This is a genomic window from Citricoccus sp. SGAir0253 (assembly GCF_005877055.1).
Classification (GTDB): domain Bacteria; phylum Actinomycetota; class Actinomycetes; order Actinomycetales; family Micrococcaceae; genus Citricoccus.
Genome location: NZ_CP039424.1, coordinates 2,062,948 through 2,077,400 on the forward strand (window position 1 = coordinate 2,062,948; position 14,453 = coordinate 2,077,400).

Below are 14,453 nucleotides of genomic sequence, written 5' to 3' on the forward strand. Positions count from 1 at the left end.
CCAGTGTAGTGACTCCGCGGAGAGGGCAGTGCCAGTATGCAGCCATGCGTCCACCCGCCCCGGCGGACCCCGGCCCGCGTGGCCGGCGGGCGGACCGCCGCCTCGTCCTCCCCGCCGACGCCGCGGCACCCCACCTCGATCGGAAGGAGGGCCGGGGCACCGCACCGCCCCGGTGACACACCATGAAGGACGATGTCCCCACCACCCCCGACCTGGTCCGCGCGCTCCGGGCGCACCGCGACCGACCCACCCAGCGGCACCGGACCGGGGGGATCGACCCCGTGGTCTTCGGCGTCGCCGGGGCGATCGCCCTCGCCATGGTGCTGTGGGGCTTCATCGGCCCCGGGTCCCTCGGCTCCTTCGCCGGGGACGCGCTCGGCTGGGTCCTGACGCACACCGGCTGGCTCTTCGTCATCGCCGCCTCCGTCTTCACCCTGTTCATCCTCGTGGTGGCCGCCAGTCGCTTCGGCCGGATCACCCTGGGCCGGGACGACGAGCGGCCCGAGTTCCGCACGGTGTCCTGGATCTCCATGATGTTCGCCACGGGCATGGGCATCGGGCTGGTGTTCTACGGCGTGGGCGAGCCCCTGTTCTTCTACATGGCACCCCCGCCGGGCACCGTCGAGGGGTCCACCCCGGCCGCCGTCGGGACGGCCATGGGCACCACCCTGTTCCACTGGACCCTCTACCCGTGGGCCATGTACGCGGTGGTCGGCCTCGGCATCGCCTACGGCACCTTCCGGCTGGGCCGGTCCCAGCTGTTCTCCTCGATGTTCACCCCGCTGTTCGGGGAGCGGGCCGTCAACGGCTGGGGCGGCAAGGTCATCAACATCCTGGCGGTCCTGGCCACCCTGTTCGGCTCGGCCTGCTCGCTGGGGCTGGGGGCCATCCAGATCGGCGGCGGGCTGGAGTCCACCGGGGTCATCGGCCAGGCCACCACGGGGATCCTCGTGGTGGTCATCGCCGTGCTGACCCTCTGCTTCGTGGTCTCCGCCGCCTCCGGCATCGCCCGGGGCATCCAGTGGCTGTCCAACACCAACATGGTGCTGGCCCTGGCGCTGGCCGTCATCGTCTTCGTCGGCGGGCCGACCCTCTTCGTGCTCAACGTGCTGCCGAACGCGATCGGCTCGTTCATCGCCGACTGGCCGTCCATGGCCTCGCGCACCGGCTACGGCGACCCGTCCCTGGCCGAGTGGATGGGCACCTGGACCATCTTCTACTGGGCGTGGTGGGTGTCCTGGACCCCGTTCGTCGGCATGTTCATCGCCCGCATCTCGCGCGGCCGCACCGTGCGGCAGTTCATCATCGGCGTGCTGCTCGTGCCCTCCGCGGTGTCCCTGCTCTGGTTCGCGGTCTTCGGCGGGGGCGCCATCGGCCTGCAGGAGCGCGCCGAGCAGGCCGGCGAGGTGGCCGCCCAGCTGGCGGCCCCCGGCGAGGGCGGGTCGGACATCGACTTCGACACCGTGCTGTTCGACTACCTCAACGCCCTGCCGCTGCCCGGCTGGACCGTCATGGTCATGATGGTCCTGGCCGTGGTGCTGATCGCGATCTTCTTCGTCACGGGCGCCGACTCCGCCTCGATCGTCATGGGCACGCTCAGCGAGCACGGCACCACCGAGCCCACCCGCCGGACGGTCGTCTTCTGGGGGGTCGCCGTGGGCGCGGCGGCGGCCGCCATGCTGCTGGCCGGCGGCAGGGACCCCTCGAACGCGCTGAGCGCCCTGCAGAACATCACGATCGTCTCGGCACTGCCCTTCGTCCTCGTCATGATGCTGCTGTGCGTGGCGATCTGGCGGGACCTCAGCCGCGATCCGCTGGTGCTGAAGACCAGGATCGCCCGGCAGGTGCTGGAGGAGTCCGTGGCCGAGGCGGTGGAGAAGCACCCGACGTCCAGCTTCGGCCTGGTGACGCAGCCGGTCGAGGAACCCGCCGCCGAGCACGTGTCCCTCGCGGACGCGCTGCGGGAGGACACCGTCCACGCCGCGCGGGCCGCGGCCGGCGACGACAGTCCGCTGCCCGCGCGCGGGAGGCGGGACGGGACGCACGGGCGGGACGGGATGCACGCCGGGGGCGTCCGGCCTCCCGCGGAGCGACCGGACGACGGCGGCCCCACCGACGGGGCGCCTCCCGCCGGGTGAGTCCGCGGGGGGCGACGGGGGTCCGGCGGGGGTCGGCCGAGGGGCGGGGGGACAGGCCGGCTGTACGCCGGGTTCTGTGCCGTGGGCGGTCGCCCGCGCCACGGTGACGGCCATCCATCTAGGCCCGCCGTTGCCGACGGGCTCGAGCGGCCAACCCGGGTGCTCGGGCGGGCAGCCCTCGAACGCACCCTGTTCGGCCTTGCTCCGGATGGGGTTTACCGAGCCGGTCCGGTCACCCGGACCGCTGGTGGTCTCTTACACCACCCTTTCACCCTCACCTGCTCCGGCGGGTGCACGCACCCGCCGTGCCGGCGGTCTGCTTTCTGTGGCACTGTCCTGCGGGTCGCCCCGAGTGGGTGTTACCCACCATCCTGCCCTGTGGAGCCCGGACGTTCCTCACGGCACCGTCGCCGGTGCCCTGCGGCCGTCCGCCGGCCTGTCCCGGCCGCCCAGTCTACCGCCTGGGGCCCGACGCCGGCCGCAGCGGCCCGCGGCCGGGGGCGCGGCCCGCGCGGGTCCGGCACCGGGACGGCGCCGATGACTAGGCTGTCGGGGTGCTGATCCTGTTGCCGCCCTCCGAGGGCAAGACCGCTCCCGCCGCCGGCGCCCCGCTGGACCTCGGCTCGCTCGTGCTGCCGGCCCTCGCCGGCGAGCGCGCCACGGTGATGGGCATCCTCGCCGCCGTCTCCGCGGCGCCGGACGCCCCGGCCGTCCTGGGCATCAGCGAGCGGCTGCGCGCGGACATCGAGGCCAACACGGTCCTGGACTCCGCCCCGGCGGCGCCCGCCCACCGCGTGTTCACCGGCGTGCTCTTCGACGCCCTGGACTACGCCTCCCTGCCCGAGACCGCCCGCCGCCGGGCGCGCGAGGACGTGCTCGTGTTCTCCGGCCTGTTCGGCGTGCTGTCCCTGGGCGACCGGATCCCGCACCACCGCCTCTCCGTGGGGGCCACCCTGCCGGGCACCGGCCGCATGTCCTCGTGGTGGAAGCCCCGGCTCACGCCGCTGCTCGATGCCCGGGCCGAGCACGCCGGGGTGGTCGTCGACTGCCGCTCCGGGGGCTACGCGGCCCAGTGGAGGGCCCCGGCGGACCGCACGGTGACCGTGGACGTCTTCCAGGTCCGCGAGGGCCGGCGCACGGTGGTGTCCCACTTCGCCAAGCACACCCGCGGGCTGGTGGCCCGGCAGCTGCTGCTGGCCGGTCCGCGCGCGGTGCACTCCCCCGCGGCGGCGGCCGAGGTGGTGGCCGCGGCCGGCGCGGCCGCCGGCCCGCACGACTGGACCGTGGACCTGCTCCCCGCGGCCGGCTCGAAGCCGGGCCGGCTCGAGGTCACGCTGCCGGAGCAGCACTCCACCGTCTGAGCCTCCCCCGGGGCCGGCCTCGAGCGGCACCCCCGGCGTCGCCCGGCGCCGGCATGCCGCCCGCCGGTGCGGTGCCCCGCGTCGTCCCCGGGACCTTTCCCCCGCCGGTCCCCGCCGTTACGGTGGGCGGACCCGAGGCCGGGGAGGGACCGCGCCCGCGCACCGGAGGAGGATCCCATGCACCCCAACGTCCCGTCCGTGGACCAGTCCGGCCGCACCGTGCCGGTCAACCTGCGCCAGACCGGGCCCACCCCGGTCCAGATGCTGATCGACACGCGCGTGCGCAAGTCCCCCTACTGGCACCTGTCCATGGAGGCCGGCTGCTGGCGGGCCTCCGTCTACAACCGCATGTACCACCCGCGCGGCTACGTGCCCCCGGAGGACGGCGGCATGATGGCGGAGTACGACGCCCTGGTGCACCACGTGACCCTGTGGAACGTGGCCGTGGAGCGGCAGGTCCGCGTCCGGGGCCCGCAGGCCGAGGCCTTCGTGGACTTCGTCATCACCCGGGACGCCACCCGGATCCCCGTCATGCACGCCCGCTACGTGATCCTGTGCAACGAGGCCGGCGGCATCCTCAACGACCCGGTGCTGCTGCGCGTGGCCGAGGACGAGTTCTGGTTCAGCCTCTCGGACTCGGACCTGCTGTTCTGGCTGCAGGGGGTCAACGTGGGCCGCCGGTTCGACGTGGACATCCGGGAGATCGACGTCTGCCCCGTCCAGGTCCAGGGCCCGCGGTCCGTGGACCTGGTGGCCGACCTGTTCGGGCCCGCCGTCGCGGAGCTCCCCCCGTACGGGCTGCTCGCGGGCGAGGTCGCCGGCTGCGAGGTCATCGTGTCCCAGACCGGGTTCTCCGGGGAGAAGGGCTACGAGGTCTACCTCAAGGACTCCACCCTGCACGCCGAGACGATGTGGCGGGAGATCCTGCGGGCCGGCGAGCCGCACCGGCTGGCCGTCGTGGCCCCGGCCCACCACCGGCGGATCGCCGCCGGGATCCTGTCCTGGGGCCAGGACATGGACCAGGAGACGCTGCCGTTCCAGGCCAACCTCGGCTACCAGGTGCCGCGGACCAAGCCGGGCGACTACGTCGGCCGGGCCGCCCTCGAGGAGGCCCGGCGCCTCGTCGAGGCCGGCACGCCCCCCTTCACCCACCAGCTCGTCGGGATGCGCCTGGGCGGCCGGCCGATCGTGGACTACGCGCCGGACTTCTGGCTCATCGGCGCCGCGGCGGACGCGGACCCCGTCGGCTACGTCACCTCCCCGTGGTACTCCCCGGAGCTCGGCCACAACATCGCGATGGGCCACGTCCCGGTCGCGCTCACGGCCCCGGGGACGCCGCTGTGGGTCCACCTGCCGGAGGAGTACGCCGAGACGCCCGGCACGCCCGTGCCCGCCGAGGTGGTCCGGATGCCGTTCCGCGCCTCGGTCAACCCGAACCAGCGCGAGCGGCTGAGCCGGCGGGGGCTGGACGCGGCCGACTGAGCCGGGCGACCCGGCCGCTCCCGCCGGCCCGCTCGCGCCGCGCGGGCGCGGCGGACGAGGCGGGATGCCCCCGGCGTCGTCCCCGGAGGGTGCCGTCCGGGGTCAGCGCGGGTCGGCGACCAGCTCCACCTCGAAGCCGCCCGGCGCCTCGAGGTAGGCCGCGTAGTGGCTGCGCCCCCCGGCGAAGGGGTGGCGGTCGGCGAAGAGCAGGCGGAAGCCGCGCTCGCGCGCCGCGGACGCGAGGGCGTCGACGTCGGCCCGCGAGCCGGCGTGGAAGGCCAGGTGGTTCAGCCCCGGGCGCAGCCGGTCGTGCCCCTCCCCGGCGACGTCCGGGCCCGACTCCAGCACGAGGTACTCCCCCGCGCCCTGGTAGCTGGTGCCCTCGGACCACTCGCCGCTGACCGCGTAGCCGAGCTCCTGGAACAGCCAGCCCAGCGTCGCGCGGGCCTGCGCCAGGTCCCGCACCCAGATCTCCACGTGGTGCAGCCGGCCCACCCGGCGGGGGGTCCCGACGCCGGCCGGTCCTGCGGCGCCGGCCGGCGCGGCGTCCGCCGGGAGTGCCGGGGCGGGCGCGCCGCCGTCGGGAACCGCCGTCCCCGGCGCCGCCACTCCCCCGCCGGGGCCCGCGGTCGCCGTCTCCGCCCCGCCCACGGCGCCGGTGACCTTGATCCCGGACCGCGAGCGCACCCAGGAGGTGCCGGCGGCCCCGGCGTCCATGGCCTCGTTCGAGAGCAGGTCCGCGTCCTTGTTCCGCGCCCGCGGGATCCACTCGTAGGTGACGCGGGAGGGCGGCAGGATGGCGCGGGCCTCCCCGGCGAGCTTCTGCATGTCCGCGTGCTTGATCTTCCAGCGCCCGCTCATCTGCTCGACCACGAGCTTGGAGTCCATCTTCACGTGCACGCGCGCCGCCGGGTCCAGGTCGCGGGCCATCGTCAGCCCGGCGATGAGCCCCGAGTACTCGGCCACGTTGTTGGAGGCCCGGCCCAGCGGCGCGGCGTCGATGTCCAGGACCCGCCCCGTGGCGGGGTCGCGGACCAGGGCCCCGTAGCCGGCCACGCCGGGATTGCCCCGGGAGCCGCCGTCGGCCTCGACCTGCAGGACGCGTTCGGACACGGGCATCACTTCTCTCTGGCTTCGCTGGGCGGTGCCGCCCCGCGGGCGGGGGGCCCGGCGGACGGTCTAGGCGTCGTCGCCGCGGACGAGGATGGCTCCTGAGTCCGGGCAGTACACCAGCGTATCGGCCGGCGCCCGCCGGATCGCCTCGAGGTCGGCGGGGCTGATCGGCATGCCCGAGGCCTCCGAGTGGTTGCCCACGAGCCGGGCGGCGCCGATCCCGCCGGCCCGGGCCCGGACCCGCTCGTAGCGCGCGAGGAGCCCGGGCGGCAGGGTGGCGGCCAGCGCGGCGCGCCGGGCCGTGAGGTCCTGGCCCCGGGCGGAGACCTCGTCGGCCTCGGCCTTGAGCTCGGCGGCTCGCTCCCGGGCGGACCGCTGGGCCGCGGCGAGCCCCTCGCGCGCCGTGGCGTCGGCGGCCTCGGCCTGCTCGGCGGCGTCCATGGCCTCCAGCTCCGCCTCCTCGTGGCGGTCCTGCAGCTCGGCGAGTGTGGCGAGCTCGTGCATCATCCGCTCGAGGTCCCGGGCCGAGCCCTCGCCGGCATCGAGGCGGCGCTGGTTGCGCTCCCGGTGGGACCGGACCCCGGCCACCTCGGCGTCCGCGGCCGTCACCGCGGCGCGGGCCTGCTCGAGGGCGACGGCGGCGGCGTCGGCCTCGGCCTGCCGGTCGGCGACCGCCTGCTGCAGCTCGCGGTACCGGGGGTCCTGGCGCAGCTGCTGCATGCGCGAGCGCGCCTGGTCCAGGGCCGTGTCGAGGGCCTGCAGGTCCAGCAGCCGCCGCTGGTCGGCGGGATCGGCCGTGGTGGCCGGGGGAACCGCGGCGGCGTCGCCGCCGGCGGCGGGACCGGTGGGGGTGGGGCCGGTGGCAGGGGTCACGGGTGCCTCCTCAGGCGCCGGGGGTCAGGACGAAGTCCCAGGGATCGGTGTTCAGCCCGCTGACGGCGATCTCCACGGCGAGGCCGCGGTCCGTCAGCAGGGAGTCCAGGGCCTCGGCGGCCGCGGGCAGCCACAGCCACTCGCTGCCGAAGTGGGAGACCTCCACGAGGTAGGGCCGGCCCCCGGCGTGCCGAGCGGCCTCGCGGGCCTCGGAGGCCGGGTGGTGGCGCAGGTCCGCGGTGACGTACACGTCCGCCCCGGAGGCCCGCACCCGGTCGAACAGGCCGTCCCCGGCCCCGCCGCACACGGCCACGGTCCGCACCAGCCCGTCCCGGTCCCCGGCCACCCGGACGCCGCCGGCCACCGCCGGCATGGCGCCGAAGACGCGGGCGGCGAAGTCGCCGAGCGTCATCGCCTTCCCCAGGGTGCCCACCCGCCCGATGCCCTCCTCCGGCAGCCCGTCCGCGGCGGGGGCCAGCGGCCGGGTGTCCCGCAGTCCGAGGACGTCGGCGATGACGTCCGAGACCCCGCCCACGGCGGAGTCCGCGTTCGTGTGGGCGGTCAGCAGCGCGCAGCCGCCCTCGATCAGGGTGTGGACCACGCGGCCCTTGAAGCCGGTGGCGGCCACGGAGTGCACCCCGCGCAGCAGCAGCGGGTGGTGGGTGATGAGCAGCTGGGCGCCGGCGGCCACGGCCTCGTCCGCCACGTCCTGGACCGGGTCCACCGCGAGGTGGATGCGGCGCACGGGGGCGTCCGGGCGGCCGGCCACGAGCCCCGTGGCGTCCCAGGACTCGGCCAGCGAGGCCGGCCACAGCTCCTCGAAGGCCGCCAGCACCTCGGCCAGGGTCGGGGTGCGCGGGGCGTCGGCGCGGCGGCGGTCCGGGTCCGGGCGGGCGGGCGTGGAGGCACTCATGGGGCCATTGTGCCCGAGGCGGGAATGAACCCGCGCCCCCGCGTGCTGTAGACCGATGTGACTGACGAGGCGAGCTGCGACGTGACCGGCGACGCGAGAGGCGGCCGGACCGACGGCCGGACCGACCACGGGACCCCCGACGGCGCGCACCGCGGCCCCGCGGCGGGGACGGACGGGCGGCCCGGGGCCCAGCGCGTCCTGACCGTGGCCGGGGGCTGCTTCTGGTGCCTGGACGCCGTGTACCGGCGGATCCGCGGCGTCACGGCCGTGGAGTCCGGCTACACCGGCAGCGACTGGCCGGACCCCACCTACGAGACGGTGTGCTCGGGCGCCACGGGGCACGCCGAGGCGGTGCGCGTGGCCTTCGACGAGTCCGTGGTGGGCGCGGACCTGATCCTCGACCTCTTCTTCACCGGGCACGACCCGACGACCCTGAACCGCCAGGGCTACGACGTGGGCACCCAGTACCGCTCGGCGCTCTTCGCCGCGGACGAGCGGGACGAGCGCCTGTTCCGCGCGGCGATCGAGCGCAACCAGGAGAACTGGCCGGACCCGATCGTCACCACGATCGAGCCGGCCGGCCGCTGGTACCCCGCCGAGTGGTACCACCAGGACTTCTACACCAACCGGCCGGACGTCGGCTACTGTCACGTCATCATCACGCCCAAGCTGGCCAAGGTGAGGCAGCGTTACTCGGCGTGGCTGGTGGAGCCGTCCGCGTCCCCGCGCCTGTCATAGGCTGAATCCCGCAGGCCCGCGCGCCGTCGTGCGGGCCCGGTCCGGCGCCCGGGCGCCGTGACCCGATGCACCCGCCCCTGCACCGTCCTCCGGAAGGATCCCCACATGGCCACGATGCTCAACAACATCACCGAAGCCGTCGGCAACACCCCCCTGGTCATGCTGAACCGGCTGACCGAGGGCCTGCCCGGCAAGGTCGCCGTCAAGCTCGAGTTCTACAACCCGGCCAACTCCGTCAAGGACCGCATCGGCCGCTCCATCGTGGACGCCGCCGAGGCCTCCGGCCAGCTGCGTCCCGGCGGCACGATCGTGGAGGGCACCTCCGGCAACACCGGCATCGCCCTGGCCATGGTCGGCGCGGCCCGCGGCTACAAGGTGGTCCTGACCATGCCGGAGACGATGTCCAACGAGCGCCGCGTCATGCTGCGCGCCTTCGGCGCCGAGATCGTGCTGACCCCCGGCGCCGACGGCATGCGCGGGGCCCTGGAGAAGGCCCAGCAGATCGTCGCCGAGTCGAACAACGCCGTGTGGGCCCGCCAGTTCGCCAACGAGGCCAACGTGCAGGCGCACTACTCCACCACCGGGCCGGAGATCTGGGACGCCACGGACGGCCAGGTGGACGTCTTCGTCGCGGGCGTGGGCACGGGCGGCACCGTGACGGGCGCCGGCCGCTACCTGCGCGAGCGCAAGCCCGGGGTGAAGATGGTCGCGGTGGAGCCGGCCGACTCGCCCATCCTCTCGGGCGGCAAGCCCGGCCCGCACAAGATCCAGGGCCTGGGCGCCAACTTCATCCCCGAGATCCTGGACCGAGAGATCTACTCCGAGGTGTACGCCGCGAGCCTCGAGGAGTCGGTGGCCACCGCGCGCGCCCTCGGCACCGAGGAGGGCATCCTCGGCGGCATCTCCTCCGGGGCGATCGTGGCCGCGGCGATCGAGCAGGCCAAGCGCGAGGAGAACCGGGACAAGCTGATCGTCGCCATCGTGTGCGACTTCGGCGAGCGCTACATCTCCACCGTGCTCTACGAGGACATCCGCGGCTGAGCGCCGCGGCCCCTCCCCGGCCCCCGATCCCCGTCCACCCCGGACCCCTCCAGCACCAGCCACCGACCGAAAGGCCACCCGTGGGTTTCCTGTCCCGCCTCAAGGAAGACATCGCCAATGCCCGGGCGCACGACCCCGCGGCCCGCGGCGACCTCGAGGTCGCCCTGGTCTACTCGGGGCTCCACGCCATCTGGGCGCACCGGCTGACCCACCGGATGTGGCAGACCGAGCGGCTGAAGACCCCCGCGCGGGTCATCTCGCAGGTGGCCCGGTCGATGACGGGCATCGAGATCCACCCGGGGGCCACGATCGGGCGCCGGTTCTTCATCGACCACGGCATGGGCGTGGTCATCGGGGAGACCGCCGAGATCGGCGACGACGTCATGCTCTACCACGGGGTGACCCTGGGCGGCCGGTCCCTCGACAAGGTCAAGCGCCACCCCACGCTGCAGGACGGGGTGGTCGTGGGGGCCGGGGCGAAGATCCTCGGCCCGGTGGAGATCGGCCAGCGCACCGCCGTGGGCGCCAACGCGGTGGTCGTCAAGGACACCCCGCCGGACTCCATCGCCACCGGCGTCCCGGCCACCTGGCGACACCGCCAGGCCCAGGAGACCACGCCCGCCGTGGACCCGGCGGAGTACGTGGACCCCGCCATGTGGATCTGAGGCCCGCACCGGTCCCCCGGGGAGCACGACGACGGCCGGCACCCTCCGCGCGGAGGGCGCCGGCCGTCGTCGTCCCCGTACCGGCTCAGGCGGGGATGGTCCCGCCCCAGTCGGTGACGTAGTACCGCACCGGGGTGTGCGGGATCCGCTCCCACAGCTCCGGGTCGAGCCGCTGCACCGCGCCGGAGGCCAGTCCGCCCAGCCACGAGCGCACGCCCACCACGTTCTGCTGCACGAGCTTGCCGCGCGCCTTCTGGCCGAGGCTGCCGTCCCGCGTGTTGCCGGAGGTCTCGAAGAAGATCGCCGCGTTCGAGTGGCCGGCGGCATTGAGTCCGTTCCAGTCGAGGCCGAGCATCATGGCCGAGACCACGCCGCCGTGGATGTCGATCACCCGGCCGGGACCCACGTCGTAGCGGTCGGCGCTGACGTGCCCGCGCCGCTCCACGTCCTGCCAGACGTGCACGGCCATCTGCCGGGTGAGCACGTCGTACTCCCCGCCGCGGATGGACGGCAGCGTGGGCCCACCGGGGGCCAGCGAGATGCCGAGGGACAGGGTGATCGCCTCGCCGGTCTCCGGGTCCGTCTTCAGCCCCTGGTGGTGGATGTCCAGGGCGAACTCGGGGCGCACCCGCGTCCAGTACTCGTACCAGGCGCGGGACTCGCGGGCGAGGAAGCCCGTGGCCGTCCAGTCGCGGTTGAGGTCCACCGCCAGGGGGCGGCCGTCGGCACCGAGCCGGGCCCGGCCGGCCGCGCGGTCCCACAGGGTGGTGGTGCGGGTGTTCATCTCCGTGCCGTCCGGGTTGTACATGGGGATGACGTGCACGGTGAACTCCTCGCGCAGGCGCGCGTACTCCGCACTGCCGTGGGAGCCCAGGGCGGAGAGCACGGCCAGCAGCGAGTCCACGCCGTAGGGCTCGTCCCCGTGGATCCGGCCGTGGAGCCAGACGGCCCGCGGCCCGGTGCCCACCGTGGCCACGTACAGCTCGCGGCCCTGCTCCGAGAGGGACTCCGCCGTGCCCAGGGCGGAGAGCGTGGTGACGGAGACCGTGCCGCGCGAGGTCCGCTCGATCCGCCCGAGCTCGCGGACCATGTCCGCGTAGGTGAGGATCGCGGCGGTGGGCGTGGTGTTCGGGGTCGGCAGGGTCGCGGCCCCGGCCGGACCGGCCAGCAACGGGACGAGGGCGGCCGCGCCGAGCGCGCCGAGGGCGGAGCGGCGGGACACGGCGGCCCGGGCGGGCGGGAGATCGGGGGCGAGGGCGGAGCGGGAGGATGCGGTGCGAGGGTTCTCGTGGGCGTGGCTCATGTCACCGGAGCGTAGGGGCGCAGGTCAGGGCCCACAACGGGTCGTGGAGGATCCGTGCCCGGCCCCGGTCCCGCGCGGACGACTCCGGCCCCCGGGCCCTTCCCCGGGGCCGAACCGTCCACTCCGCCCCGGGACGACGCCGGCCGGAACCGTCCCGCGGACGGGGCCGGCCGGCGTCGTGCCCACGGCCCGGACGGGTGCCCGGCGCCGGGTCAGGCCTGGACCTCGGAGCGGTCCTGCGACCAGCGCGTGTGGAAGGACCCCTCCCGGTCCACGCGCCGGTAGGTGTGGGCCCCGAAGTAGTCCCGCAGGCCCTGGGTCAGGGCGGCCGGCAGGCGGTCGCGCCGCAGGCCGTCGTAGTAGGCCAGTGCCGAGGAGAACACGGGCACCGGGACGCCGGCCGCCACGGCCGTGGAGACCACGCGGCGCCACGCCGGCAGGGCCGCGGCGATGGCCTCGCTGAACTCCGGGGCGAACAGCAGGTTCCGCGGCTGGCCGGGGGCCACGGTGCCCGGCGCGGGGTGGCGGTCGGTGTCGCGGCCGCCGTAGGCCCTCATGATCACGTCCAGCAGGTCGGCGCGGATGATGCAGCCGTCGCGCCACAGCGAGGCGATGGTGCCCAGGTCCAGGGACCAGCCGTACTCGGCCCCGGCGGCCGAGAGCATGTCCAGGCCCTGCGCATAGGACACCAGCTTGGAGGCGTACAGCGCGAGGCGCACGTCCTCCACGAAGGCCTCCCGGTCGGCGTCCTGAGGCGCGGAGACGGGGTCCGTGCCGGCGGCGAGGACCTCGCGCGCGGTGCCGCGGATGCCGGGCTGGCTCGAGAGGGAGCGGGCGAACACGGACTCGGCGATGGCGCCGATGGGCGAGCCGAGGTCCAGCCCGGAGATGGCCGTCCACCGCCCGGTGCCCTTCTGCCCGGCCTCGTCCACGATGACGTCCACGAGCGGGCGGCCCGTCGCGGGGTCCACGTGGCCGAGGACCTCGGCGGTGATCTCGATGAGGTAGGAGGCCAGCTCGGTGGAGTTCCAGCGGCGGAAGATCTCCGCCTGCCCGGCCGGCTCGATCCCGCCCACGGAGCGCAGCAGGTCGTAGGCCTCGCCGATCACCTGCATGTCCGCGTACTCGATGCCGTTGTGGACCATCTTCACGAAGTGCCCCGCACCGTCCGTGCCGATCCAGGCGCAGCACGGGTCGCCCTCGTAGTGGGCGGAGATGTCCTCGAGCATCGGGCCGAGCGCGTCGTAGGACTCGCGCGGGCCGCCGGGCATGATGGCCGGGCCGTTCAGGGCGCCCTCCTCGCCGCCGGAGACGCCGATGCCCACGAAGTGCAGCCCCTGCGCCCCGAGGGCGGCCTCGCGGCGGCGCGTGTCCTCGTAGTGGGAGTTCCCGGCGTCGATGACGATGTCCCCGGGCTCGAGCAACGGGACGAGCTGGTCGATGACGTCGTCGACGGGCCGGCCGGCCTTGACCATGACGAGCACGCGGCGCGGCACGGCCAGGTTCTCCACCAGCTCGGCCAGGCTGCCGGTGGGGATGAAGGTCCCGTCCTCGCCGTGCTCGGCCACGAGGGCGTCGGTGCGCGCCCGACTCCGGTTGTGCAGGGCCACCGCGTAGCCGTGCCGCGCGAAGTTGCGGGCCAGGTTGGCCCCCATGACCGCCAGTCCCGTGACGCCGATGTCCGCCTTCATGCCCATCCTTCCCGGCACCCTCTCGGTGCCGCTGCCTGCCGTGCTCCGGGCCGCGCTCGTGCGCGGCGATCGGTAGCCAGACTACGGGACCGGGGCGGGCCGGCGCCGGGACTCAGTCGCCGACGGCCTCCCGGCCGCGCCGCACGATGAGCGGGTCCGGGCTGCCCACCACCTCGTGGTCCTTGTCCTCGTACTCGAACTGGGACAGGAAGTAGCGCATGGCGTTGAGCCGGGCCCGCTTCTTGTCATTGGACTTGATGGTGATCCACGGGGCGTGGTCCGTGTCCGTGTGCAGGAACATCGCCTCCTTGGCCGCCGTGTAGTCCTCCCACCGGTCGAGGGACTCCAGGTCCATGGGCGAGAGCTTCCACCGCCGCACCGGGTCGATCTGGCGGATGGCGAAGCGGGTGCGCTGCTCGGACTGGGTGACGGAGAACCAGAACTTCGTCAGGTGGATCCCGTCGTCCACGAGCATCTTCTCGAACAACGGCACCTGGTTCATGAAGGTGTGGTACTCCTCGTCGCTGCTGAAGCCCATCACCCGCTCCACGCCCGCCCGGTTGTACCAGGAGCGGTCGAACAGCACGATCTCCCCCTCGGTGGGGAAGTGGTTGATGTAGCGCTGGAAGTACCACTGGCCCCGCTCGCGGTCCGAGGGCTTGTTCAGCGCCACCACGCGCGCGGTGCGCGGGTTCATGTACTCGGTGAAGCGCTTGATGGTGCCGCCCTTGCCCGCGGCGTCCCGGCCCTCGAAGACGATGATGTGCCGCTGGCCGGTGTCCTCGCCCCAGTACTGCAGCTTGAGCAGCTCGATCTGCAGGCGGTACTTCTCGATCTCGTACTCCTCGCGGGACAACCGCTCCTCGTACGGGTAGCCCTCCCGCCAGGTCTCCACGGCCTTGCCGTCCGGGGCGATGAGGTCCGGGTCCGCCGTGTGCCGGCCCACGACCTCGTAGCCGCCCTCGCGGATCTTGTCGATGAACTCGCGCAGGTTCTCCCGCGGCGCGTCCGGCGTCAGCAGCATGGGCACTCTCCTTCGGAACGGCCCGCCGCCGGTCCGACCACGACGGTGGGGTCGGTGCCGGGCTCACGGCGGGCGACGGCTCGCCTTCATTGTCCACCATCGGTCGGACAG

12 protein-coding genes and 1 other RNA gene are annotated in these 14,453 nt (G+C 74.4%); 6 read left to right on the plus strand and 7 right to left on the minus strand.

Features of this window, described 5'->3' with window-relative positions:
• Positions 1–182: 182 nt before the first annotated feature.
• Complete coding sequence (locus E7744_RS09130) at positions 183–2,138, plus strand: BCCT family transporter (RefSeq protein WP_137773844.1); 1,956 nt, start codon at positions 183–185, stop codon at positions 2,136–2,138.
• Positions 2,139–2,185: 47 nt separating this feature from the next.
• On the opposite strand, the gene rnpB is transcribed toward E7744_RS09130, so the two are convergent.
• Positions 2,186–2,578, minus strand: an RNA gene (gene rnpB, locus E7744_RS09135) — RNase P RNA component class A.
• A 114-nt stretch (positions 2,579–2,692) separates the two neighbouring features.
• On the opposite strand from rnpB, the gene E7744_RS09140 reads away from it, so the two are divergent.
• Together E7744_RS09140 and E7744_RS09145 are read left to right on the plus strand one after the other, a co-directional pair.
• Positions 2,693–3,499, plus strand: a complete 807-nt coding sequence (locus E7744_RS09140; protein ID WP_137773845.1) for a YaaA family protein — start codon at positions 2,693–2,695, stop codon at positions 3,497–3,499.
• 177 nt (positions 3,500–3,676) lie between these two features.
• On the plus strand, positions 3,677–4,981 hold the full coding sequence (locus E7744_RS09145) for a glycine cleavage T C-terminal barrel domain-containing protein (protein ID WP_137773846.1): 1,305 nt from the start codon (positions 3,677–3,679) through the stop codon (positions 4,979–4,981).
• Positions 4,982–5,083: 102 nt separating this feature from the next.
• On the opposite strand, the gene E7744_RS09150 is transcribed toward E7744_RS09145, so the two are convergent.
• From E7744_RS09150 to E7744_RS09160, 3 genes are read right to left on the minus strand one after another with little or no spacing between them, the layout of a single operon-like run.
• Positions 5,084–6,100 carry a reverse transcriptase-like protein gene (locus E7744_RS09150; RefSeq protein WP_168199790.1) on the minus strand — a complete coding sequence of 339 codons (1,017 nt, stop codon included), beginning with the start codon at positions 6,098–6,100 and terminating at the stop codon, positions 5,084–5,086.
• 60 nt (positions 6,101–6,160) lie between these two features.
• Complete coding sequence (locus tag E7744_RS09155) at positions 6,161–6,967, minus strand: zinc ribbon domain-containing protein (protein WP_137773848.1); 807 nt, start codon at positions 6,965–6,967, stop codon at positions 6,161–6,163.
• 10 nt (positions 6,968–6,977) lie between these two features.
• On the minus strand, positions 6,978–7,880 hold the full coding sequence (locus E7744_RS09160) for a Nif3-like dinuclear metal center hexameric protein (protein ID WP_137773849.1): 903 nt from the start codon (positions 7,878–7,880) through the stop codon (positions 6,978–6,980).
• A gap of 198 nt (positions 7,881–8,078) precedes the next feature.
• Between E7744_RS09160 and msrA the strand changes: the two genes are divergently transcribed.
• The 3 genes from msrA (at position 8,079) to epsC (ending at position 10,324) form a co-directional block, all read left to right on the plus strand.
• The gene (gene msrA / locus E7744_RS09165; protein ID WP_137774958.1) at positions 8,079–8,618 is read left to right on the plus strand and encodes a peptide-methionine (S)-S-oxide reductase MsrA; all 540 of its coding nucleotides are present in this window, start codon (positions 8,079–8,081) and stop codon (positions 8,616–8,618) included.
• A 105-nt stretch (positions 8,619–8,723) separates the two neighbouring features.
• The gene (gene cysK, locus E7744_RS09170) at positions 8,724–9,659 is read left to right on the plus strand and encodes a cysteine synthase A (protein WP_137773850.1); all 936 of its coding nucleotides are present in this window, start codon (positions 8,724–8,726) and stop codon (positions 9,657–9,659) included.
• Between the two features lie 80 nt (positions 9,660–9,739).
• Complete coding sequence (gene epsC / locus E7744_RS09175; protein WP_137773851.1) at positions 9,740–10,324, plus strand: serine O-acetyltransferase EpsC; 585 nt, start codon at positions 9,740–9,742, stop codon at positions 10,322–10,324.
• Positions 10,325–10,409: 85 nt separating this feature from the next.
• Here epsC and E7744_RS09180 read toward each other — a convergent pair whose 3' ends face one another.
• The 3 genes from E7744_RS09180 to ppk2 all read right to left on the minus strand — a co-directional run bounded on the left by E7744_RS09180 (position 10,410) and on the right by ppk2 (position 14,342).
• Positions 10,410–11,627, minus strand: coding sequence for a M14 family zinc carboxypeptidase (locus tag E7744_RS09180; protein WP_137773852.1), 1,218 nt, complete (start codon positions 11,625–11,627; stop codon positions 10,410–10,412).
• A 212-nt stretch (positions 11,628–11,839) separates the two neighbouring features.
• Positions 11,840–13,318, minus strand: a complete 1,479-nt coding sequence (gene gndA, locus E7744_RS09185; RefSeq protein WP_137773853.1) for an NADP-dependent phosphogluconate dehydrogenase — start codon at positions 13,316–13,318, stop codon at positions 11,840–11,842.
• 112 nt (positions 13,319–13,430) lie between these two features.
• The gene (ppk2, locus tag E7744_RS09190; RefSeq protein ID WP_137773854.1) at positions 13,431–14,342 is read right to left on the minus strand and encodes a polyphosphate kinase 2; all 912 of its coding nucleotides are present in this window, start codon (positions 14,340–14,342) and stop codon (positions 13,431–13,433) included.
• Between the last annotated feature and the right edge of the window lie 111 nt (positions 14,343–14,453).

Bases quoted from the DNA above. Each gene is read 5' to 3' on its own strand.
- E7744_RS09130 (WP_137773844.1), top strand. From the start codon at position 183: ATGAAGGACGATGTCCCCACCACCCCCGACCTGGTCCGCGCGCTCCGG.
- E7744_RS09145 (WP_137773846.1), top strand. From the start codon at position 3,677: ATGCACCCCAACGTCCCGTCCGTGGACCAGTCCGGCCGCACCGTGCCG.
- E7744_RS09150 (WP_168199790.1), bottom strand. From the start codon at position 6,100: ATGCCCGTGTCCGAACGCGTCCTGCAGGTCGAGGCCGACGGCGGCTCC.
- E7744_RS09160 (WP_137773849.1), bottom strand. From the start codon at position 7,880: ATGAGTGCCTCCACGCCCGCCCGCCCGGACCCGGACCGCCGCCGCGCC.
- cysK (WP_137773850.1), top strand. From the start codon at position 8,724: ATGGCCACGATGCTCAACAACATCACCGAAGCCGTCGGCAACACCCCC.
- E7744_RS09180 (WP_137773852.1), bottom strand. From the start codon at position 11,627: ATGAGCCACGCCCACGAGAACCCTCGCACCGCATCCTCCCGCTCCGCC.
- gndA (WP_137773853.1), bottom strand. From the start codon at position 13,318: ATGAAGGCGGACATCGGCGTCACGGGACTGGCGGTCATGGGGGCCAAC.
- ppk2 (WP_137773854.1), bottom strand. From the start codon at position 14,342: ATGCTGCTGACGCCGGACGCGCCGCGGGAGAACCTGCGCGAGTTCATC.